Origin of the sequence: Curtobacterium sp. RIT-PI-V, assembly GCF_025642935.1 — a bacterium.
In the GTDB taxonomy this organism is placed as follows: Bacteria; Actinomycetota; Actinomycetes; order Actinomycetales; family Microbacteriaceae; genus Curtobacterium.
In genome coordinates this window covers 22,041-41,429 of sequence record NZ_JANZKM010000020.1, presented here as the reverse complement: position 1 = coordinate 41,429, position 19,389 = coordinate 22,041, and the positions used below count along the sequence as shown (strand labels likewise).

The following is a 19,389-nucleotide window of genomic DNA, read 5'->3' as shown; positions in this document are numbered from 1 at the left end:
TCCGCCGTCGGCCGTCACCGCCGTGGTCGACCGCTACGGGGTCGGCGTGGACTCCACGGTGCCGTCCGGCGGCGGCAGGATGTCCGCCGCGATCCACGGGAACACCCACTGGAACAGCACGAACACGATCGCGGCGAGCAGCACCAGCAGCTCGAGCACCTTCAGGAACGTGGGGCCGGGCAGCAGCCGCCACACCAGGGGGAAGATCACTTGGCCGTCTCCGAGAGTTCCTTCGGGGTGCCCTCGGACGCGGGCATCCAGTAGTCGAGCTTCGCGTGCGTGACGAACCGTTCCGCCGCCGACCACATCGGGTGGCACGCGGTGAGGGTCAGCCACCGGTCCGACGCCGAGGGGTCGACACCCGGCTTGTTCGGCACCGGCGCGATCGTCTCGATGTGGTCCGGGGTGACGATCTGGCTGTCGGTGACCTTGTAGACGTACCAGACGTCGAACTTCGTCTTCGCGTCGGTGACCCGCACGACGACCGAGTCGCCCGTCTTGAGCTCGGCGATCTGGTTGAGCGGCTTGCCGTAGGTCACGCGGTGTCCGGCGACGGCGAAGTTGCCGGGAGCGCCGGGCATGGCGGTGTCCTGGTAGTGCCCGAGCCCGATGGTGTTGAGCACCTTCTCGCGGTCCGTGCCCTCGCCGATCGGCCGGTTGTAGTCCTTGCCGAAGCGCGGGATCTGCATCGTGCCGAACACGTCGGTGACGTCCGGCGGCTCGGCGAGCACGGGTGCGGTCCCGCGGTGCTCGGTGCCGGCCCCGTCCGGGGTCTTCAGCTGGTCGAGTCCCTCGACGAGCTTCGACTGCTCGTTGACCGCCACGACATCCGTCCACCACGCGGTCCACACCACGTACAGCCCGGTGCCGGCCCCAGCGATGATGAGCAGTTCGGCGATGAGCGAGACGATCGCCCCGCCGACCGTCTGCCGTCGCCGGGGGGAGCGGCGCCCGGACCGTCTGCCGCCGTCGTCGTCCCGCGCGCTGCGGCGCGACGAGATGGTGTCGTGTGCGGTCACGGGGCTCCTGATCGGGTGGTCGGTCGGACAGGTCTATCAGATCACGACGACGGCCCGGTGACGACGTTCTCCACACCCCCGTAACGTGGGGGGATGGAGTACCGGATCCGCCCGTTCCGCGCCGACGACACCGAAGCGGTCGTCGCCCTCTGGGAATCGTGCGCTCTCGTCCGCCCGTGGAACGACCCGCGCCGCGACATCGCGCGCAAGGCCACGGTGCAGCCCGAGCTCTTCCTGGTGGCGGAGTCGGAAACCGGCGGGGTCGTCGCCGCGGGGATGGCCGGTTTCGACGGGCACCGCGGCTGGGTGAACTACCTCGCCGTGCAGCCGGACCTGCAGGGCTCCGGTCTCGGCCGGACGCTGATGGCCGAGTTCGAGCGGCTGCTCACCGAACTCGGCTGCCCGAAGGTGAACCTGCAGATCCGTGCGGGCAACGAGCGGGTGCTCGGCTTCTACGAGTCCCTCGGGTACTCCGACGACCGCACCGTGTCGCTCGGCAAGCGGCTCATCCCCGACGTCTGAGCCCCCCCGCTGGGAGCCGTCCGCGGAGCCGAGTCTCGGCGTGGGCGACAGTTCTCGGGTTCTTCGCCCCGAGAACTGTCGCCCACGCCGAGGCTCGGGGCCGCGCTCAGGCCGACGCGAGTGCCACCGACGCCACGACCGCCAGCGCGATGCCGACCCACTGCGGCGCGGTCAGCCGCTCCCGCAGCACCACCCCGGCCAGCACGACCGTGCCGATCGGGTAGAGCGCGTTGAGCACGCTCACGACGGGCAGGGCGCCCGGGTCGTCGCTCGCGTGCAGCCCCGCCTGGATGCACACGTTCGCCAGGGCGTCGAAGACGCCGCAGGCCGCGACCGTCAGCAGCAGTCGCGGCGGCCACCAGCGCCCTGGAGGCACGGCAGACCCCGCGACGTCGTCCGACGCTGCTGGGCCTGCCGCGCCTCCAGACCGCGCCCCGCGCCCGGCACGCACCGTCACCACGAGCGTCGCTGCACCCAGCAGCACCGTCTGCAGCACCCGCGCGACCACGAGTGGGTGGATGCCCGCGCCGGGCGGTGTCATGTCGTAGGCGAGCACGATGCCGCCGAACCCGCACCCGGCCACCGCGGCGGCGACGACCCCGCGCACGGTGGGGCGTGCACCCGAGGTGTCCCGCACCGCGGCGACGAGCACCACCGCGACGACGGCCACGACCACCGCGGCGATCGCCAGCGGAGACAGGACGGTCCCGCGGGCGACGGCGACCACGACCGGGACGACGGCCGCGAACACGGCGGTCAGGGGTGACAGCACGCTCATCGGGCCGATCGCCAGCACGGCGTAGAGCAGCAGGACCCCGACGCCGCCGGACAGCCCGGCGACCGCGCCCCAGAGGGTGCTCGTCCACGACGGTGTCCCCCCGAGCACGGCCAGTCCGATCAGCAGCGGCGCGATCCCGATCGCCGCGGCCACGGCGGCGACCGTCACCGGACGGATGCGCCGTGATGCGAGCCCGCCGAGGAAGTCGGCGAAGCCGTAGACGACGGCTCCGGACAGGCCGAACAGCACGGTGAGCACGGGTCCCATCCTGCCCGGCCCGGTAGCCTGCGTGGCGTGAGCGTTCCCTACCACCGCCTGCCCCGTGTCGACGCACGATGGAGGTGGTGGCGCCCGCTGGTCGCCCTCGCGTTCCTGGCTGGCTGGTACTTCGTTTCCCAGGTGGTCATCGCGGTGGCGTACTTCGTCCCGCTCGGCGTGACCCAGGGGCCGCAGGCGCTGATCGACCTGCAGAACGACCTGGCGGGCGGAGCGCTGGACCCGACCGATCCGCTCGTCCTGTCGCTGTCGCTCGTGTCGCTGGTCATCCTGCTGCCCGGCATCCTGCTGGCGGTCAAGGTCGCACGCCTCGGTCCGGGCAGCATCCTCACCTCGACGCGCTTCCGGGTGCGGTGGGCGTGGACGGCGTGGTGCGTGCTGCCGACCCTGGTCATCGCGGCGGTCATGTTCGTGGTGCAGACCGGTCTCTTCTGGGACGGCGGGATGATCACGACCGACGGCGGTTTCGCCTGGAACCACGCTGCGATCGGGCAGTCGACGGTGTCGCTCGGCACCCTCACGCTCACGATCGTCCTGGTCGTGCTGCTCGTGCCGTTCCAGGGTGCGGCCGAGGAGTTCATCTTCCGTGGCTTCCTCATGCAGACGATCGCCTCGTGGATCCCGCGACGCACCGGCACGATCATCGCCGTGGCGGTGTCGACCGTCGTCTTCGCGGTGCTGCACATCCCGAACGGCTACAACGTCTGGGGCATCCTCGACGTCGGTTCGTTCGGCCTGATCGCGGCGATCATCGTGCTCCGCACCGGCGGTCTCGAGGCCACCGTGCTGCAGCACGCCTTCAACAACATCATGATCTTCGTGCTGCAGGCGCCCGGGTGGTCGAAGGTGGACCTGCAGTCACAGGACGCGAACGGCACCTGGCAGGGCTGGCTCGTCACCCTCGGCACCTCGCTCGCGTTCTGGGGCATGGTCGAACTCCTGGCGTGGTGGCGGAAGCTCGACCGGACGTTCGCCGGACACCAGGCACCGCGGTTCCGCGGGACGCCGCCGGTCTGGGCAGGTGGCAAGCGCTGGCTCGGCCCGGCGGGCACGGGGTGGGCCGTCGCGCCGGCTCGTGCCGTCGACGTCGACGACGTCGACGCAGCCGCTGTGGATGGTGCCGCTGTGGACGGTGCCGCTGTGGACAGTGCCGTGGGTGTCGCCGGTCGCCCGTAGGCTCGTGGCATGAGCACCACGCCCGCGCCCGCTGCCGTGTCGGCTTCGCGAGCCGCAGCGCTCGACGTCCTGCACCGTGTCTGGGGCTACGACGACTTCCGCGGCGAGCAGGCGTCGATCATCGACCAGGTGGTCGCCGGCGGTGACGCCCTGGTGCTCATGCCCACCGGCGGTGGCAAGTCGCTCTGCTACCAGGTGCCCGCGCTCGTGCGCGACGGCGTCGGGGTCGTGGTCTCGCCGCTCATCGCCCTCATGCAGGACCAGGTCGACGCCCTCGCGGCGAACGGGGTGCGTGCTGCCTTCCTCAACTCGACGCAGGGGCCCGACGAGCGTGCCCGGGTCGAGCGCGCGGTCGTCCAAGGCGAGGTCGACATGCTCTACCTCGCGCCCGAGCGGCTCCGGCTCGAGTCCACGCGCGCGCTCCTCGACCGGGCGCGCGTGTCCCTGTTCGCCATCGACGAAGCGCACTGCGTCGCCCAGTGGGGCCACGACTTCCGGCCGGACTACCTCGAGCTGAGCGTCCTGCACGAGCGCTGGCCGACCGTGCCCCGGATCGCCCTCACCGCCACGGCGACCCCGCAGACCCACAAGGAGATCTCGGCGCGGCTCGGCCTCGACGACGCCGCACACTTCGTCGCCGACTTCGACCGCCCGAACATCCAGTACCGCATCGAACCGAAGACCGGCGCGCTGCAGCAGCTCCTCACCTTCATCCGCACCGAGCACAGCGGCGACTCGGGCATCGTCTACTGCCTGTCGCGCAAGTCGGTCGAGCGGACCGCCACCGCACTGGCCGAACAGGGCATCCAGGCGCTGCCGTACCACGCAGGGCTCGACGCCAGGGTGCGAGCGCGCAACCAGTCGACCTTCCTGCGCGAGGACGGCATCGTCATGGTCGCGACGATCGCCTTCGGCATGGGCATCGACAAGCCCGACGTCCGGTTCGTGGCGCACCTCGACCTGCCGAAGTCGGTCGAGGGGTACTACCAGGAGACCGGTCGTGCCGGACGCGACGGACTGCCCTCGACCGCGTGGCTGGCGTACGGCCTGAACGACGTCGTGCAGCAACGACGGATGATCGACCAGTCCGAGGGCGACGCCGCACACCGTCGGCAGCTCAGCGCCCACCTCGACGCCATGCTGAGCCTGTGCGAGACGATCGAGTGCCGTCGGGTTCGGCTCCTGGCGTACTTCGGGCAGCCGTCGACGGCCTGCGGCAACTGTGACACGTGCATCGCCCCGCCCGAGTCGTGGGACGGCACCGTGCCCGCGCAGAAGCTGCTGTCCACGGTCGTCCGGCTCGAGCGTGAGCGCGGCCAGCGGTACGGCGTCGCCCACCTCGTCGACATCCTGGTCGGCAAGCAGTCCCCGCGGGTGCAGGAACTGCAGCACGAGTCGTTGGCGACCTTCGGCATCGGCTCCGACCTGTCCGACGGCGAGTGGCGCGCGGTGGCCCGACAGCTGCTCGCGCAGGGCTACGCCGCGGTGTCCGGCGACGGCTTCGGCACGGTCGTCCTCAGCCCGACGAGCGCCGAGGTCCTGACCGGCAAGGTCCAGGTGCGGATGCGTCGCGACCCGGTGAAGGCGCCGCGAGCGAGCCGGTCGTCCCGCCGGACCGTGGTCACCGACATGCCCCAGCAGGCGGTCGGCTTGTTCGAAGCGCTCCGGGTCTGGCGTGCTGCGCAGGCGCGCGAGCAGGGGGTGCCGGCGTACGTGGTGTTCAACGACGCGACGCTCCGCGGCATCGCAGCGGTGCGTCCGGCTGACGTCGACCAGCTCGCCGAGATCTCCGGGGTCGGTGCCGCGAAGCTCGAACGGTACGGCCGCGCGGTGCTCGACGTCGTCGCGTCCGAGGCCGACTGACCCCACGGTCGGACCTGCATGCCGCCGTGGGCATGTACCGCTCGCAGGCGTGATTACACTCGGGAGTTCGCCGTCACGACGAGGAGGCCCGGTGTCCGGTTCGACCAAGTTCGCCACCGTGCTGAGCCGCGCAGTGGTGACCCCGCTCGCGCGGATGCTCTGGCGACCGAAGATCATCGGACGCCGCAACGTGCCCAAGCGCGGAGCGGTGATCCTCGCGAGCAACCACCGCTCCTTCATCGACTCCCCGGCGATCACGTTGATGGCGCCGCGGAAGGTCGCCTTCCTCGCGAAGCAGGAGTACTTCACCGGGACCGGGTTCCGTGGCGCGGTGTCGCGGGCGTTCTTCGGCGGCATCGGTGCGATCGGCGTCGAGCGCGGCGCGGGGGCCGCGGCGCAGCAGGCGCTCGACCTGGGGCTCGCGCGGTTGAACGAGGGCGAGGCTTTCGCGATCTACCCCGAGGGCACCCGTTCCCTGGACGGCCGGATCTACAAGGGCCGCACGGGTGTGGCCTGGCTGGCCCTGACGAGCGGCGCGCCCGTGGTGCCCGTGGCGCTGACGGGGACCCAGGACGTGCAGCCCGTCGGCTCGAAGCTGCCGAAGCTCGCCAAGGTGACGATCGAGTTCGGGAAGCCGATCGACCTGTCCTCGTTCGGTGAGGCCTCCTCCGGACGCGCGCGCCGGCACGCGACCGATGCGGTGATGGCGGCGATCCAGGAGCTCAGCGGGCAGGAGCCGGCGAACACGTACAACAACCCGCCGGCGACGATCGTCGAGCGGGTCAAGCGGGCGCTGCAGCCCGATGACCCAACCGCGGCTGCCGTCGACCCCGACTGATCGCGTTCTGTTCGGTCACTATTGCACATCTGAAATATCGATGGTTGAATGAGAGACGTGCCGCACGGCACGCATCTCCGACGGGTCGCCCGCAAACGGCCCGCAACCACGACTCAGATCGGACGGTCAGCAGCATGTCCTCCACCCCGCTCTTCGACTCCATCGCCCAACGACGCGACCAGCCCGAGGCGCCCGTGCCGACCCCCGCCCGTGCAGCCGCCGCCGCCGCACCGACCTCGCCGATGACCGCTCCCGTCCGAGCCGGTGACTCGACCCTCGTGCCCGCGGCCCTCGTCGCCGCGATCGACGACATCACGGTCCGCGTCACCCCGTCGGTGGGCACCGAGCTCCGCGTGCAGCCCGAGCAGCTCGTCCTGGTCGAGACCGTCGCCGACGCCATCACCCGAGCGGTCGTCGACGCCGTCGCGATCGAACTCGACCGGATCGCCCGCGACGGCGTCGTCCGCGCCTGAGTCGGCGGTCCCCGAGCGATGACGACGCCCACCGACGGACTCCCGCTGCGCCCGCGCGGTGCCGAACGGCGGGCCGCGAACCGCTCCACCACCCGCCGACCCGAAGCGTCCGTGCGGCGCGGTGCTGGTGACGGCACGCGCCCGGACGTTCCCAGAGCCGCCGGGGTGACGGTGTCCCCTCCCGTCACCCCGGCCTCCACCTCCTTCTTCCGCAGTTCCGTCCGGCGTGCCCTGCCCGCGACGGCGACAGCGGCGGTGACCTGTCTCTTCGTCGCCGTCGGCTCCCCGCAGACCGCGATGGCGTCGACCCCGTCGCCGAGCACTCCCGTGCTCGGTGTGCAGCAGTTCATCGCCGACGGCTCCACCCAGCTCTCCGTCGACCGCGACGGTTTCTCGATCGGCAGGGCTGCTGCCGCCCAGGCACGTGCGACCACCGTCGGCTCGTCGGACGCGGCGGCCCGCCCCACCGCGGGGAGCGTGCCGGCCGCCGGTGGGTTCGGCTCGCGCTGGGTGACCGGGTGCTCCGCTTGCTCGACGAACCACCAGGGCATCGACTTCGCGGCTCCGATCGGCGCCACCGTCGTGGCGGCGATGCCCGGCAGTGTCGTCTCCGCCGGCGTTCTGGGCGGGTACGGCAACCAGGTCCTGCTCCAGCACGCCGACGGCACCCAGACCCGGTACGGCCACCTGTCGGCGATCGGGGTCCGACCCGGTCAGGTCCTGTCGGCCGGCCAACGCCTCGGTGCCGTCGGCAACACCGGCGTCTCCACCGGGGCACACCTGCACTTCGAGGTCATCGTCGACGGGGTCCCGGTCGACCCCGCCACCTGGTTGCAGGCCCGCGGGCTCCTCTGACAGCGACGACGGTCGAGCGCGTAGCGTCGGGAACGTCGGGGCACCGAGCCGTGGCAGGACGGAGACGCACGTGCGAGTGACGGTGTTGGGGACCGGGGCGATGGGTGCCGGCGTGGCGGGATCACTGCTGCGCGAGGGGCACCAGGTCACGGTCTGGAACCGGAGTGCTGACAAGGCTGCACCGCTCGGTGAGCACGGTGCGACGGTCGCCGCGGACCCGGGTACGGCCGTCGAGCACGCCGAGGTCGTCCTCCTGACCCTCTTCGACACCGACGCCGTGATCGACGTACTCGAACAGGCCGCCGGAGACGCTCCGACCGACGCTGTGTGGGTGCAGGCGTCCACGATCGGTGTCGACGGCACCGAGACCGTCGTGCAGCTCGCCGCGAAGTACGGCATCACCCTGGTCGAGGCGATGATGCTCGGCACGAAGGCCCCGGCCGAGCAGGGGAAGCTCACCATGCTGGCCGCGGGTCCCACTGACGAGGTCGACCGGGTCGTCACCGTGCTCGACGCGATCGGCGCCAAGACCGTCCGTGCCGGCGAGCGGGTCGGCGACGGGACCGCGCTCAAGCTCGCGGCCAACGCCTGGATCGCCTCGATCACCGCCGCCACGGGGCAGTCCCTCGCCCTCGCCGCGGCGCTGGGGCTCGACCCGCAGCTGTTCCTCGACGCGATCGACGGCAGCGCGAGCGACTCGGCCTACGCGCACACCAAGGGCGCGGCGATCATCGCGGGGGAGTTCCCGGCGCAGTTCGCGCTCGACGGGCTGCGGAAGGACATCGGCCTGATCGCCGAGGCCGCGCGGGCGAACGACGTGTCCACGACGCTCCTCGATGCCCTGGGTCGCGTCTACGCCGACGCGAGTGCGGCCGGGCACGGGGGTGACGACATCGCCGCGGTCGTCACCGCCTTCTGAGTCGACGCGCGAGGCGACGCGTCAGTCGCGGCGGAAGAACCGTCGCAGCCGTGCCGTGAGTCGCCCCACGGCCTCGTCGTTCATGGTGTTCGCCAGGTCGAAGGCCTCGCGTGTCGGATCGGCCCCGCCCTGGATCCGTCGGAGTGCGGCGTCGGCGCGGGCCCGGGAGTCGAGTTCGGCGAACGGCATGTCGTCCTCGGGGTCGTGCGTGCCGCGAGGGTCCATGGAGAGCAGGTTACGCGCGGCGGACGGCGCGGGCGCCGGCGTCGACGTCGTCCACCACGCGGACCATCTCGTCGAGGAAGTCCACGACGACGGCCATCTCGTCGGTCGGCAGGTGCTCGGTGACCTCGAGGGCGCGGGCGTCGAGCTCCTCGATCACGCGCAGGGCATGGCGCATGGACGTCCCCGTCGCGGTGAGGATCACGCCGCGTCGGTCGATCGGGTCCTGGTGCCGCTCGACGTGGCCGCTGCGGACGAGTCGGTCCACGAGCGCCGAGGTCGACGCCGCCGTGATGTCGAGGCGTTCGGCCAGGTCCTTGGCGTTGACGGTCCGGCCGTCCTGCTCGGCGTCGATGAGGACCCGCAGTGCGAGCAGTGCGTTCTCGCCGATGCCCAGGGCTTCACGAGCCCGACGCTGCGCGGCGCTCTCGGCGGTGCGGTACCGGCGCAGGGCGTTCAGCACGTCGACGGCGGTGACCGGGGAGTCCTCGTACCAGAACCCCGCGGTGCTGGTCAGGACCTCGGACGTCATCCTGCAATGCTAGACGGTCTAGTTAGATTGTCTAGCGAGGGACCGTGATCGCGGCGGAGACCCAGGTGTGTGCGCGGACATCGGACACTGCAACACCCGTGACGCGGCTCCGAAACACTCCCGCAATGCCCGCTGGTTAGGTTCTGGGGATGCAGGAGCAGCCGTGCTGAGCCGACTCGCGGGGAACGTCTTCCACGTGGGGAGCGCGGTCGAGCGCACCGACGTGGTCGCACGCCTGCTCGACGTCTACGTCGCCCGGCGTGAACCCGGCACAGTCGAGGACGACCGGGTCGTGGCAGCGGAGCTCCGTTCGGTGGTGGGAACCGCGGGGCCGGCGAACGACGCCGACCGGTCCGCGACGATCGACGCCCTCGCGCTGGACCGGCACGAGCCGGCGTCCATCGCCGCCGCGGTCGCCGTCGCGCGGGACCACGCCCGTCGAGCCCGCGAGGTCGTCTCGAGCGAACTCTGGGACTGCCTCGACGTCACCCGTTCACGCATGCCGCGCAAGATCGCCCCGGGCCGCGCACACGAGTTCCTCGGCTGGGCGCGGGAACGCAGTGCCCTCGCCATCGGCGTGGTCGAGGGGGACGCCAGTCGCGACGAGGTCTGGGAGTTCTTCACCCTGGGCCGTTCCCTGACCCGGGTCGCCTCGACCGCCCGCTTGCTCGCCTCGGGGCTGCTCGAACCGGACTCGGTCACCTCGTGGACGGCGGCGCTCCGGGCCTGCGGTGCGGGCGAGGCGTTCCTGCGTGGCCGGGACCACCATCCGGTGCCGGACGACGCCGCGGCGTTCCTGCTCCTGGACGAGCACAGTCCGCGGTCGCTGCGGTTCACCGTCCGACGGGCCGCCGAGTGCCTGGCCGACGTGGCACCGTCCTGCGTCGCAGAGGAGGTCGCGGCGTTCTCCGCCGCCCGCGACCGGCTCGAGGCCGTTCCGGCGGACGCAGCCCTCGGCGTCGTCGGCGACGCCGGCGGGCGGCTCGCCGCAGCCGCGGACCGCATCGCTGCGGCGCTCGACGCGCGCGTCTTCGCGGTGACCGAACCCGCGCACTGATCGCGGCCCTGGACCGGACCGGCGGCGGCCGGGAGGCCCGTGGCGGGCCCGACCCGTGCCTCCCGTCCGCCACGCGAAAGCGTCAGAGACCCGCCAACGGTTCGCGGAGATCTGTCGCGCTCGTGAGACGGACGCTGCCGCGTGACAGCGATCTGTCGCGTTCGCGGAGTGGACGCGTCAGACGGCGCTGGAGCGGTCGGCGACGGCCTCTTCGCGCTCGAGCTCCTGGCGGAGCGCGGCACGCGAGGCACGAGTGCCGACCACCGGCATCGCGTGCGTGACCGCGAGGTGCAGGCGGGTGTCCGCGTCGTACCGGAGCCGGAGGTGCTGGAAGCGGACGAGCCAGACGATGGCGATGGCGAGCGCGACGAAGCCCGACGCCGCTCCGACCGCGATGGCCCAGCGGGGACCCCATGCGTCTGCGATGGCACCGACGATCGGGGCGCCGATGGGGGTGCCGCCGGCGAAGATCGCCATGTAGAGCGCCATCACGCGGCCGCGCATCGCGGGCTTCGTGGTGGTCTGGACCAGGGCGTTCGCGGTGGTCATGAAGGTCAGCGCCGCGAGTCCGACGAACACCAGGACGAACGCGAACGTCCAGTACGTGGGTGCGAGGGCAGCAGCCGTGCATGCCAGGCCGAAGCCCCCGGCGGCGAGCACCAGCGTGCGCATCCGCGGCTTGTCCCGGCGGGCGGACATCAGCGCGCCGAACACCGATCCGATCGCCATCACCGAGTTGAGCAGGCCGAACTCGCCGGCGCCCTGGTGGAACTCGACCCGGGCCATGGTCGAGGTGAAGATCGGGAAGTTCACGCCGAACGTGCCCACGACGAAGATCATGCAGAGCACGACGATGATGTCCGGCCGGGTCCGCACGTACCGGAAGCCGGCGACGATCTGCCCCTTGCCGCGGCCGGCGTGCACCCGCTCGGCGAGCTGTGCGGGGTCGACGAAGCGCAGCGCGATGAGGACCGCCAGGAACGAGCCGGCGTTGATGACGAACACCCAGCCGGAGCCGATGGCAGCGATGAGCACGCCGGCGACCGCGGGACCGATCAGGCGGGCGGCGTTGAACGATGCGGAGTTCAGCGCGACGGCGTTCGCGACGTTCTCGCCCTGCACGACGTCGGAGACGAACGCCTGCCGGATCGGGGTGTCGAACGCGGCGACGATGCCGAGCGCGAGCGCGAAGCCGTACAGCGCGAGGAGCGTCGCGGTGTGTGTGAGGACCATGACGCCGAGGCCCAGCCCGAGCAGGCCCATCAGCGCCTGGGTGAGCATGAGCATCTTGCGACGGTCGAAGCGGTCGGCGGCGAGCCCGGTCAGGGGGAGGAGCAGCAGCTGCGGGCCGAACTGCAGCGCCATCGTGATGCCCACTGCGACGGCGTCGTTGTCGGAGAGCTGGGTCAGGACGATCCAGTCCTGGGCGGTGCGTTGCATCCAGGTACCGACGTTCGACACCAGGGCACCGGCGAACCAGATGCGGTAGTTGCGTCCGGCGAGGGAGCGGAACATGGCGGTCACTGCTGGGCCAGCCTCCTCATGATCTCGGTGGCGTCGGCGAGGGTGGCGCGCTCGACGGGGGTGAGTGCGGCGAGCCGCGGGGTGAGCCAGCCGTCACGGCGGCGCCGGGTCTCCTCGACGAACGCGGCTCCGGCGGGGGTGGCGCAGAGGACGACCTTGCGGCGGTCGTCGTCGTGGCCGCCCTTGGACACCAGGCCACGCTCGACCAGCACTGCGATGGTCTTCGTCATCGAGGGCGGGGTGACGCCGTCCTGGCGGCTCAGGTCGGCGAGGGTCATCGCGCCGTCGCGGTGGAGCCGGGCGAGCGCCGCGAACTGGGCGTCGGTGACGGTCGTGTCGGCCTTCTGCGCGCGGAGCGTCCGGGACAGCCGGTTCACGGCGATGCGGAGGTCGGTGGCGTCGGTCACAGGTCGTTAGCCTATCTCATTAGTTCAGCGAACGAACTGGTTTTCGGGTGTACCGTGATCCTGGACAACAGGTGTTGTTCAGAGAGAAGGAATCATGTCCGAGTTCGAGGGCAAGGTCGCCATCGTCACCGGTGGTGGCAGCGGCATCGGCGAGTCCGTCGCGAAGGAGCTCGCGCGCGAGGGGGCGATCGTCATTGTCAGTGACATCACGCCCGACGCCGCCCAGCGCGTCGCGACCTCGATCGTGGAGGCCGGCGGCACCGCCAGCGCGTTCGAGGCCAACTCCGCCGTCGCCGCCGACAACGAGCGCATGGTCCAGTACGCCGTCGACACGTACGGCGCGCTGCACCTCGCCGTGAACAACGCCGGCATCGGCGCCGCCCCGCAGAAGATCGGCGAGTACGACATCGCCGCCTGGGACCGCGTCCGTGCGGTCGACCTGGACGGCGTCTTCTACGGCCTCCGCTACGAGCTGCCCGCGATGGTCGCCGCCGGCGGTGGCGCGATCGTGAACATGGCCTCGGTGCTCGGCACGGTCGGCATCGCGCAGAACGCCGCGTACGTCGCGTCGAAGCACGCCCTGGCCGGCCTGACCAAGGTCGCCGCGCTCGAGTACTCGGCGCAGGGGGTCCGCACCAACGCCGTGGGCCCCGGGTTCATCGACACCCCGCTGCTCCGCAACGCCATGACGCCCGAGGCCATCTCGGCGCTGGAAGAGGAGCACGCCACGAAGCGTCTCGGCACCGACAAGGAGGTCGCCGCGCTCGTCCTGTTCCTGCTGAGCGACAAGGCCTCGTTCATCACGGGCAGCTACCACCTGGTCGACGGCGGGTACAGCGCGCACTGACGTCGGTCGGCGCACCTGGTCGAAACGGGCGTAGGTGGTCGAAACGGGCGTACCTGGTCGGAAGTTTCGACCAGGTACGCCCGTTTCCGTTTCCCAGCGTGGGTGCGATGGGAAGGAACGTACTAGTGGAACTGGGGGATCGTCAGCCAGATGCCCGCGAGCACGGCTGCCGCACAGACCACGAAGCACAGGACGGCACCCGCCAGTGCTGCCGGTGGCGTGTGCCCGGACCGCGGGGTCTCCTCGGAGTACTGGGTGCGCTCGCCGCCGGAGTCGAGCGGTTGCCCCGTGCCGAGCAGCCGCAGGCCGAGCGTGTAGACGAGCACGATGCCCACCGCGGCCACGAAGCCGACGCCCGCGACCAGGCCGATGCTCGTGAAGTCGATCTCCATCGTCGTTCCCCTCAGTTCTGCGCGCCGGCCGGCTGCGGCTCGGCCTGGTCGGTGGGTTCGGTCGATCCGGCGGCGACGTCGTCGTGCGAGATCGGCTTGCGCTTGGCGAGGATGTAGAAGGTCAGCCCGCCGGCCAGGGCGAGCACCGCCACCAGCACGAGGCCGACCGCCGAGGTCGAGGCGAGCCACGTCGCCAACCCGCCGACCACCGCGGCCGCCGGCAGCGTGATCACCCACGCGACGACGATGCGGCCGACGACCGACCAGTGCACGTCGGCGAGCTTCTTGCCGAGCCCGGACCCGATCACTGAACCGCTGGTGACGTGCGTCGTCGACAGGGCGAAGCCGAGGTGCGAGGAGATGAGGATCGTCGCGGCGGAACTCGTCTCGGCCGCGAAGCCCTGCGGCGACTGCACGTCGGAGATCTTCTTCCCGACCGTCTGCATGATCCGCCAGCCGCCCGTGTAGGTACCGAGGCCGATCGCGAGTCCACAGGCCAGGATCACCCAGAGCGCCGGGCCCGTGCCGCTGTCCTGGTAGTTCGCGGCGATGAGCGTGAGCGTGATGACACCCATCGTCTTCTGCGCGTCGTTGGTGCCGTGCGCGAGCGACACCAGCGACGCCGAGACGGTCTGGCCGTGCCGGAAGCCCGTCGCCGCACCGTGCGTCGTTGCGTTCTTCGTGAGCACGTACGCCAGGTAGGTGGCCACCAGGGCGATGACCCCGGCGATGACCGGTGAGAGCAGCGCCGGCAGCACGACCTTCGACACCACCGTCGCCCAGTCGACCGAGTTCAGCCCGGCGCCGATGATCGATGCGCCGATCAGCCCACCGAACAGCGCGTGTGTCGACGACGAGGGCAGCCCGAGGTACCACGTGGCGAGGTTCCAGAGGACCGCGCCGACGAGCCCGGCGAAGATCATCGTGGGGGAGATGTGGACGCCGTCCTGGCCCTCGCGGATGATGCCCTGCGAGACGGTCTTGGCGACCTCGGTGGAGAGGAACGCGCCGACCACGTTGAGGACGGCGGAGATGAGCACGGCGGTCCGGGGCTTGAGCGCCCCGGTGGCGACCGACGTGGCCATGGCGTTGGCGGTGTCGTGGAACCCGTTCGTGAAGTCGAACACGAGGGCCACCACGATCACGAGCACGACGATGACGAGGACGTCCATGCCGGGGACGGTAGGCCCGCCCCGAAGCCCCTGCGTGAACGCCGGATGAACAGGTCCGTGGGGGTGCCTGTCTGCGAGGATGTTCACGTGCCCACCTTCTCCGCAGCGCGAGGCGACGCCTCGTTCACCGACGCCCACGGCGTCGAGATCGTCTACTCGACCTGGCGAGCGGCGCGCCCCAAGGGCATCGTGCAGATCGCGCACGGCGTCGGCGAACACGGGCTGCGGTACGAGCCCCTGGCGCAGGACCTCGTCCGTGCCGGGTACACCGTGCACGCGAACGACCACCGCGGGCACGGTCGGACCGGCCTCGGGCAGTGGGACGGCGACCACGCCAAGCTCGGACGGCTCGGCCCCGGCGGGCTGCGCGCTGCCATCGCCGCGGTCGAGCAGATGGGGGAGGTCGCCCGTGCGGACACCCCCGGCGTGCCCCTGGTCCTGCTCGGGCACTCGTGGGGCTCGCTCATGGCGCAGCGGATCGTGAACACCGCGTCGGAGTCGTACGACGGGGTCGTGCTCTCCGCCACCGCCTACCGGTTGCCCGGCTGGATGAACAGCGGCGACCTCAACGCGCGGCATGCAGGCTCTGGTCCGACCAAGTACGAGTGGCTCACCCGCGACCGGAAGATCATCGACGCGATGTCCGTCGACCCGCTCGCCGTCGAGGCCGACGTCATCGGCCTGTTCGGCCTGCCCGACACGCTCCGGCTGCTCGGGGTCCCGCGGCGAGGGATCCCGCACGACCTGCCGATGCTGCTGCAGGTCGGGTCCGACGACGCCCTCGGTGGGCCGCGGTCGGTCGAGCGGCTGGCACAGGCCTACCGGCGGCGCGGACGACTGTCCGACGTCACGGTGCAGGTCTACGAGGGGGCGCGGCACGAGGTCTACAACGAGACGAACCGCGACGAGGTCGTGGCCGACCTGGTCGCATGGCTGGACCGGGTGACGGCGCGTCGTTGAGGCGACGACGAGAGAACTGACGGGGCGCGGTGTGGGCGGGCGACGGTGCGGACGGGAGGCCCGTGGCGGGCCCGCCACGGGCCTCCCGTCCGGCACACGGATGCGGATGACGACCGGAGTGACGTGGACGAGGTGACCGTCGCGGTCCTCGACCTGGCATCGGTCGAGGCAGTCGAGCGGCGCGAGCCCGCGGCGAGGCAGTACGTGCGCCCTGCGTTCGCGGCCCAGACGCGCGGCGAGCAGACCGTCCTGGTCGCGTGGATCGACGGGGTGCCGGTCGGCTCGGGCGAGGTGACCGCTGATGCCCGGCCCGAGCTCCGGAACCTCCGCGTCGACGCGGACCGGAGAGGTCAGGGTGTCGGGACCCGCCTCATCGCGGCGGCCGAGGCGCTGGCCACAGACCGGGGCGTGCTGCGGATCGGAGTCGCGCTCGACAACCCCGACGCACGGCGGCTCTACCAACGGCAGGGGTACGCCCCCACAGGCGAGATCGAGGAGTACGAGTACACGTACGTCGACGACGATGACCAGCGGGTGACGGTCCGTGAGGCGTCCGAGTACCTCGAGAAGGACCTGCCCGCGCGGGCGTAGGCTCGACGCGTGCACGGTGAGTACAAGGTCCCAGGCGGAAAACTGGTCGTCGTCGACCTCGACGTGGTCGACGGGGACATCCAGGAGTTCCGGCTCGCCGGCGACTTCTTCCTCGAACCCGACGACGCGCTGCCGCTCATCGATGCGGCCGTCAACGGGCTGCCTGCGACGACCGACGCCGCCGGCATCGCCGCGGCCGTCCGTGCCGCGCTCCCGGCCGACGCCGTGCTGCTCGGCTTCACTCCCGAGTCCGTCGGGGTCGCCGTCCGCCGCGCGTTGTCCCGTGCATCGTCGTGGCAGGACTACGACTGGCAGATCATCCACGAGGGCCCGATCAGCCCGAACGAGCACCTCGCACTCGACCAGGTGCTGACCGAAGAAGTCGGCGCCGGACGCCGCGGTCCGACCCTGCGCATCTGGGAGTGGGACCAGCCCGCGGTCGTCATCGGGTCGTTCCAGTCGCTGAAGAACGAGGTCGACCCGGCCGGCGCCGAGAAGTTCGGCGTGCAGGTGGTGCGGCGGATCTCCGGTGGCGGCGCGATGTTCATGGACGCCGGCGCGATCATCTCCTACTCGCTCTACGTCCCCGCCGACCTCGTGCAGGGCATGACGTTCGCGGACTCCTACGCCTACCTGGACGAGTGGGTGATCGAGGCGCTCAAGTCCCTCGGCATCGACGCGTACTACCAGCCGCTCAACGACATCACCTCGACCAAGGGCAAGATCGGCGGCGCCGCGCAGAAGCGCCTCGGCACCGGATCACTGCTCCACCACGCCACCATGAGCTACGACATGGACGGCGAGAAGATGGTCCAGGTGCTGCGGATCGGGCGCGAGAAGATGAGCGACAAGGGGACGACGTCGGCCGCGAAGCGCGTGGACCCGCTGCGCTCGCAGACCGGGCTGTCCCGCGCCGAGATCATCGACCGGCTCGTCGGCACGTTCACGAAGCTGTACGGGGCGACTCCCGGCGCGGTGACCGATGCCGAGCGCGAGAAGGCGCAGGAGCTGGTGCGGACGAAGTTCGCGACGAAGGAGTGGCTCGAGCGGGTGCCCTGAGCGGGCTCGTGGTGGGCGGCCGGAGCAGAGGGGGGACGCTCCGGCCGCCGCTCGACCAGTGTGACGACCGACTCCATGAACCACACGTGCGGATCATGAGAATCCCCCGCGCGGCTGATGTCGTGGCCGGATCGTCCACGTAGCGTCGCTCGCGTGAACTGGTTGATCTTCCTGGGGGCGGTGGCCGCCGTGGCCGTCGTGGTGTGGATCGCCGATCGCGTGGGGTGGATCGACCTGTCGAACAAGTCCACGCGTAGCGGCGGATCCGGAGGCATCGGCGGGATGCTGGACGAGGTGTTCGCGCCGACCCGCCACGAGACGGGGGCCGAGTACGAACGGCAGTCGCGCCTCCCGAAGGAGGCACCGTCACCGGCGGACGACGACCACGACTTGCTCAGCGGCAGCGTGCTCATCAAGGTGCCGACGGTGCGGAGCGCCGGTCGGCACGAAGCGCGCGTCGGGACGCACGACCGGTCGTACTGACCGGTGCTTGTGCGTCAGCGCGTCGTGAGTTCCTGGTAGTCCGGGTGCCGCTCGATCCACGCGCGGACGTAGCTGCACTGCGCGACGACCCGTCGTGACGAGTTCGCGCGCACGTCGTCGAGCGCGTGCTGCACGAGGATCGACGCGTGCCCGCCACCGCGGTGCGACGGGTCGACCTCGGTGTGGACGAAGCGGATCTCGTCGCCGTCGACCTCGTACGCAGCGAGGCCGATGACCTCGCCGTCCTCGACCAGGGAGTACTGCTGCTCGTCGGTGTCGTTGCGGACCTCGGGTGCTGCCATGCGCCGAGGCTACGCCGCGAGGCCGAGTCGCCGCTGGCTTCGCTGGCTGGGCCTTCTGGGCGGGGACCGGTGCGTCGCCGCCGGCCGCGGTCCGTGCGCCACAATGGTCCCGTGCACACGGGAGACGACCGAGGCCCGGACCGCGTGGTCCTCGGCGACGCCCTCGACGTGACCCCGGCGCTCGCCGACGAGACGTTCACCCTCGTGTACCTCGACCCGCCGTTCAACACGGGGCGGTACCAGCGGCGGCATGCTTCGTCTGCGGTGCCGAGCGCCGACGGGCCGGTGATGGGGTTCCACGGACGGACCTACGAGCGGGTCCGCGGCGACCTGATGCGGTTCGACGACCGGTTCGAGGACTACTGGACGTTCCTCGAGCCTCGGCTGATCGAGGCCTGGCGACTCCTCACCACCGACGGCACCCTGTACCTGCACCTCGACTACCGCGAGTCGCACTACGCGAAGGTCCTGCTCGACGCGCTGTTCGGCCGCGAGTCGTTCCTGAACGAGATCGTCTGGGCCTACGACTACGGCGCCAAGTCCAAGTCGCGGTGGCCGACCAAGCACGACACGATCCTGGTCTACGTGAAGGACCCGTCGCAGTACTGGTTCGACTCGTCGGCGGTCGACCGCGAGCCCTACATGGCGCCGGGGCTCGTCACCGCGGAGAAGCGCGAGCGCGGCAAGCTCCCCACCGACGTCTGGTGGCACACGATCGTGTCGCCGACCGGCAAGGAGAAGACCGGCTACCCGACGCAGAAGCCCGAGGGGGTGCTGCGGCGGATCGTGCAGGCGTCGTCGCGCGAGGGCGACTGGGTGCTCGACTTCTTCGCCGGCAGCGGGACGACCGGGGCGGTGGCGTCGGCGCTCCGGCGGCGGTACGTGCTCGTCGACGACAACCCCGCCGCGGTCGAGGTCATGCGGAAGCGGTTGCCGGCGGCCTCGTTCGAGGTGGCGGATGCGGGGCCGGGTGGTCGTGCGGGCGAGGTGCCCGCGGGCTGACGGGCGCGGCGGCGGCGGTGGCGCGTAGGTGCATGCTCGGGTGCGCGCAAGTGGTGGCCGCGCGCGGGCGGCGGCGGCCTCGCGTGGGTGCATGCAGGTGCATCGTGCGACGTTCCACGA

Annotated in this window: 24 protein-coding genes; 14 read left to right on the top strand and 10 right to left on the bottom strand. The window is 71.2% G+C overall.

Features of this window, described 5'->3' with window-relative positions; translation table 11 throughout:
* Positions 1-33 precede the first annotated feature (33 nt).
* Positions 34-210 carry a hypothetical protein gene (locus tag OGL88_RS12825; protein ID WP_159573240.1) on the bottom strand — a complete coding sequence of 59 codons (177 nt, stop codon included), beginning with the start codon at positions 208-210 and terminating at the stop codon, positions 34-36.
* Complete coding sequence (locus tag OGL88_RS12820; RefSeq protein WP_263091639.1) at positions 207-1,019, bottom strand: class E sortase; 813 nt, start codon at positions 1,017-1,019, stop codon at positions 207-209. Before OGL88_RS12820 ends, OGL88_RS12825 begins: the two co-directional genes overlap by 4 nt.
* A gap of 93 nt (positions 1,020-1,112) precedes the next feature.
* Between OGL88_RS12820 and OGL88_RS12815 the strand changes: the two genes are divergently transcribed.
* Positions 1,113-1,541, top strand: coding sequence for a GNAT family acetyltransferase (locus tag OGL88_RS12815; protein WP_263091638.1), 429 nt, complete (start codon positions 1,113-1,115; stop codon positions 1,539-1,541).
* Positions 1,542-1,647: 106 nt separating this feature from the next.
* Here the strand turns inward: OGL88_RS12815 and OGL88_RS18085 are convergent, their stop codons facing one another.
* Positions 1,648-2,577: an EamA family transporter gene (locus OGL88_RS18085; RefSeq protein ID WP_263091637.1), complete on the bottom strand. Its 930-nt coding sequence runs from the start codon at positions 2,575-2,577 to the stop codon at positions 1,648-1,650.
* 36 nt (positions 2,578-2,613) lie between these two features.
* On the opposite strand from OGL88_RS18085, the gene OGL88_RS18080 reads away from it, so the two are divergent.
* The 6 genes from OGL88_RS18080 to OGL88_RS12780 all read left to right on the top strand — a co-directional run bounded on the left by OGL88_RS18080 (position 2,614) and on the right by OGL88_RS12780 (position 8,719).
* Positions 2,614-3,771, top strand: coding sequence for a CPBP family intramembrane glutamic endopeptidase (locus tag OGL88_RS18080; protein WP_263091635.1), 1,158 nt, complete (start codon positions 2,614-2,616; stop codon positions 3,769-3,771).
* 9 nt (positions 3,772-3,780) lie between these two features.
* Positions 3,781-5,634 carry a DNA helicase RecQ gene (gene recQ / locus OGL88_RS12800; RefSeq protein ID WP_263091634.1) on the top strand — a complete coding sequence of 618 codons (1,854 nt, stop codon included), beginning with the start codon at positions 3,781-3,783 and terminating at the stop codon, positions 5,632-5,634.
* A 91-nt stretch (positions 5,635-5,725) separates the two neighbouring features.
* Positions 5,726-6,472 carry a lysophospholipid acyltransferase family protein gene (locus OGL88_RS12795; RefSeq protein WP_205463948.1) on the top strand — a complete coding sequence of 249 codons (747 nt, stop codon included), beginning with the start codon at positions 5,726-5,728 and terminating at the stop codon, positions 6,470-6,472.
* A gap of 134 nt (positions 6,473-6,606) precedes the next feature.
* Complete coding sequence (locus OGL88_RS12790) at positions 6,607-6,945, top strand: hypothetical protein (protein WP_263091633.1); 339 nt, start codon at positions 6,607-6,609, stop codon at positions 6,943-6,945.
* An 18-nt stretch (positions 6,946-6,963) separates the two neighbouring features.
* The gene (locus tag OGL88_RS12785; RefSeq protein WP_263091632.1) at positions 6,964-7,800 is read left to right on the top strand and encodes a M23 family metallopeptidase; all 837 of its coding nucleotides are present in this window, start codon (positions 6,964-6,966) and stop codon (positions 7,798-7,800) included.
* 70 nt (positions 7,801-7,870) lie between these two features.
* A complete protein-coding gene (locus OGL88_RS12780) occupies positions 7,871-8,719 on the top strand; it encodes an NAD(P)-dependent oxidoreductase (RefSeq protein WP_263091631.1) in 849 nt (282 codons plus the stop codon).
* Between the two features lie 21 nt (positions 8,720-8,740).
* On the opposite strand, the gene OGL88_RS12775 is transcribed toward OGL88_RS12780, so the two are convergent.
* A complete protein-coding gene (locus OGL88_RS12775) occupies positions 8,741-8,944 on the bottom strand; it encodes a hypothetical protein (protein WP_205463951.1) in 204 nt (67 codons plus the stop codon).
* Between the two features lie 10 nt (positions 8,945-8,954).
* Entirely contained in the window at positions 8,955-9,473 is a 519-nt protein-coding gene (locus tag OGL88_RS12770) for a MarR family winged helix-turn-helix transcriptional regulator (protein WP_263091630.1), read from the bottom strand.
* Between the two features lie 163 nt (positions 9,474-9,636).
* Between OGL88_RS12770 and OGL88_RS12765 the strand changes: the two genes are divergently transcribed.
* Complete coding sequence (locus OGL88_RS12765; protein WP_263091629.1) at positions 9,637-10,530, top strand: alpha-E domain-containing protein; 894 nt, start codon at positions 9,637-9,639, stop codon at positions 10,528-10,530.
* Positions 10,531-10,707: 177 nt separating this feature from the next.
* Here the strand turns inward: OGL88_RS12765 and OGL88_RS12760 are convergent, their stop codons facing one another.
* Entirely contained in the window at positions 10,708-12,054 is a 1,347-nt protein-coding gene (locus tag OGL88_RS12760; RefSeq protein WP_374114445.1) for an MFS transporter, read from the bottom strand.
* Positions 12,051-12,461, bottom strand: coding sequence for a MarR family winged helix-turn-helix transcriptional regulator (locus OGL88_RS12755; RefSeq protein WP_111085532.1), 411 nt, complete (start codon positions 12,459-12,461; stop codon positions 12,051-12,053). The genes OGL88_RS12760 and OGL88_RS12755 overlap by 4 nt, the downstream gene beginning before the upstream one ends.
* Positions 12,462-12,555: 94 nt before the next feature.
* Here OGL88_RS12755 and OGL88_RS12750 point away from each other — a divergent pair, with 94 nt between their 5' ends.
* A complete protein-coding gene (locus OGL88_RS12750) occupies positions 12,556-13,308 on the top strand; it encodes an SDR family NAD(P)-dependent oxidoreductase (protein ID WP_263091628.1) in 753 nt (250 codons plus the stop codon).
* Positions 13,309-13,430: 122 nt separating this feature from the next.
* Here OGL88_RS12750 and OGL88_RS12745 read toward each other — a convergent pair whose 3' ends face one another.
* Both OGL88_RS12745 and OGL88_RS12740 read right to left on the bottom strand, forming a co-directional pair.
* Positions 13,431-13,700 (bottom strand): hypothetical protein, encoded by a 270-nt coding sequence (locus OGL88_RS12745; RefSeq protein ID WP_263091627.1) that lies wholly within the window; start codon positions 13,698-13,700, stop codon positions 13,431-13,433.
* Positions 13,701-13,711: 11 nt separating this feature from the next.
* On the bottom strand, positions 13,712-14,872 hold the full coding sequence (locus OGL88_RS12740) for an inorganic phosphate transporter (RefSeq protein WP_263091626.1): 1,161 nt from the start codon (positions 14,870-14,872) through the stop codon (positions 13,712-13,714).
* An 87-nt stretch (positions 14,873-14,959) separates the two neighbouring features.
* On the opposite strand from OGL88_RS12740, the gene OGL88_RS12735 reads away from it, so the two are divergent.
* The 4 genes from OGL88_RS12735 to OGL88_RS12720 all read left to right on the top strand — a co-directional run bounded on the left by OGL88_RS12735 (position 14,960) and on the right by OGL88_RS12720 (position 17,965).
* The gene (locus tag OGL88_RS12735) at positions 14,960-15,832 is read left to right on the top strand and encodes an alpha/beta hydrolase (protein ID WP_263091625.1); all 873 of its coding nucleotides are present in this window, start codon (positions 14,960-14,962) and stop codon (positions 15,830-15,832) included.
* A 123-nt stretch (positions 15,833-15,955) separates the two neighbouring features.
* A complete protein-coding gene (locus OGL88_RS12730) occupies positions 15,956-16,423 on the top strand; it encodes a GNAT family N-acetyltransferase (protein WP_263091624.1) in 468 nt (155 codons plus the stop codon).
* 9 nt (positions 16,424-16,432) lie between these two features.
* Complete coding sequence (locus OGL88_RS12725) at positions 16,433-17,482, top strand: lipoate--protein ligase family protein (protein ID WP_263091623.1); 1,050 nt, start codon at positions 16,433-16,435, stop codon at positions 17,480-17,482.
* A 153-nt stretch (positions 17,483-17,635) separates the two neighbouring features.
* Positions 17,636-17,965 (top strand): hypothetical protein, encoded by a 330-nt coding sequence (locus OGL88_RS12720; RefSeq protein ID WP_111085525.1) that lies wholly within the window; start codon positions 17,636-17,638, stop codon positions 17,963-17,965.
* A gap of 14 nt (positions 17,966-17,979) precedes the next feature.
* Here OGL88_RS12720 and OGL88_RS12715 read toward each other — a convergent pair whose 3' ends face one another.
* On the bottom strand, positions 17,980-18,267 hold the full coding sequence (locus tag OGL88_RS12715) for a GNAT family N-acetyltransferase (RefSeq protein ID WP_263091622.1): 288 nt from the start codon (positions 18,265-18,267) through the stop codon (positions 17,980-17,982).
* Between the two features lie 111 nt (positions 18,268-18,378).
* Here OGL88_RS12715 and OGL88_RS12710 point away from each other — a divergent pair, with 111 nt between their 5' ends.
* Positions 18,379-19,269: a DNA-methyltransferase gene (locus OGL88_RS12710; protein ID WP_374114444.1), complete on the top strand. Its 891-nt coding sequence runs from the start codon at positions 18,379-18,381 to the stop codon at positions 19,267-19,269.
* Positions 19,270-19,389 lie beyond the last annotated feature (120 nt).

What these genes read in the sequence shown, in the direction of transcription:
- OGL88_RS12815 (WP_263091638.1), top strand. Translation starts at nt 1,113, where the DNA reads ATGGAGTACCGGATCCGCCCGTTCCGCGCCGACGACACCGAAGCGGTC.
- recQ (WP_263091634.1), top strand. Translation starts at nt 3,781, where the DNA reads ATGAGCACCACGCCCGCGCCCGCTGCCGTGTCGGCTTCGCGAGCCGCA.
- OGL88_RS12790 (WP_263091633.1), top strand. Translation starts at nt 6,607, where the DNA reads ATGTCCTCCACCCCGCTCTTCGACTCCATCGCCCAACGACGCGACCAG.
- OGL88_RS12785 (WP_263091632.1), top strand. Translation starts at nt 6,964, where the DNA reads ATGACGACGCCCACCGACGGACTCCCGCTGCGCCCGCGCGGTGCCGAA.
- OGL88_RS12775 (WP_205463951.1), bottom strand. Translation starts at nt 8,944, where the DNA reads ATGGACCCTCGCGGCACGCACGACCCCGAGGACGACATGCCGTTCGCC.
- OGL88_RS12770 (WP_263091630.1), bottom strand. Translation starts at nt 9,473, where the DNA reads ATGACGTCCGAGGTCCTGACCAGCACCGCGGGGTTCTGGTACGAGGAC.
- OGL88_RS12750 (WP_263091628.1), top strand. Translation starts at nt 12,556, where the DNA reads ATGTCCGAGTTCGAGGGCAAGGTCGCCATCGTCACCGGTGGTGGCAGC.
- OGL88_RS12745 (WP_263091627.1), bottom strand. Translation starts at nt 13,700, where the DNA reads ATGGAGATCGACTTCACGAGCATCGGCCTGGTCGCGGGCGTCGGCTTC.
- OGL88_RS12740 (WP_263091626.1), bottom strand. Translation starts at nt 14,872, where the DNA reads ATGGACGTCCTCGTCATCGTCGTGCTCGTGATCGTGGTGGCCCTCGTG.
- OGL88_RS12715 (WP_263091622.1), bottom strand. Translation starts at nt 18,267, where the DNA reads ATGGCAGCACCCGAGGTCCGCAACGACACCGACGAGCAGCAGTACTCC.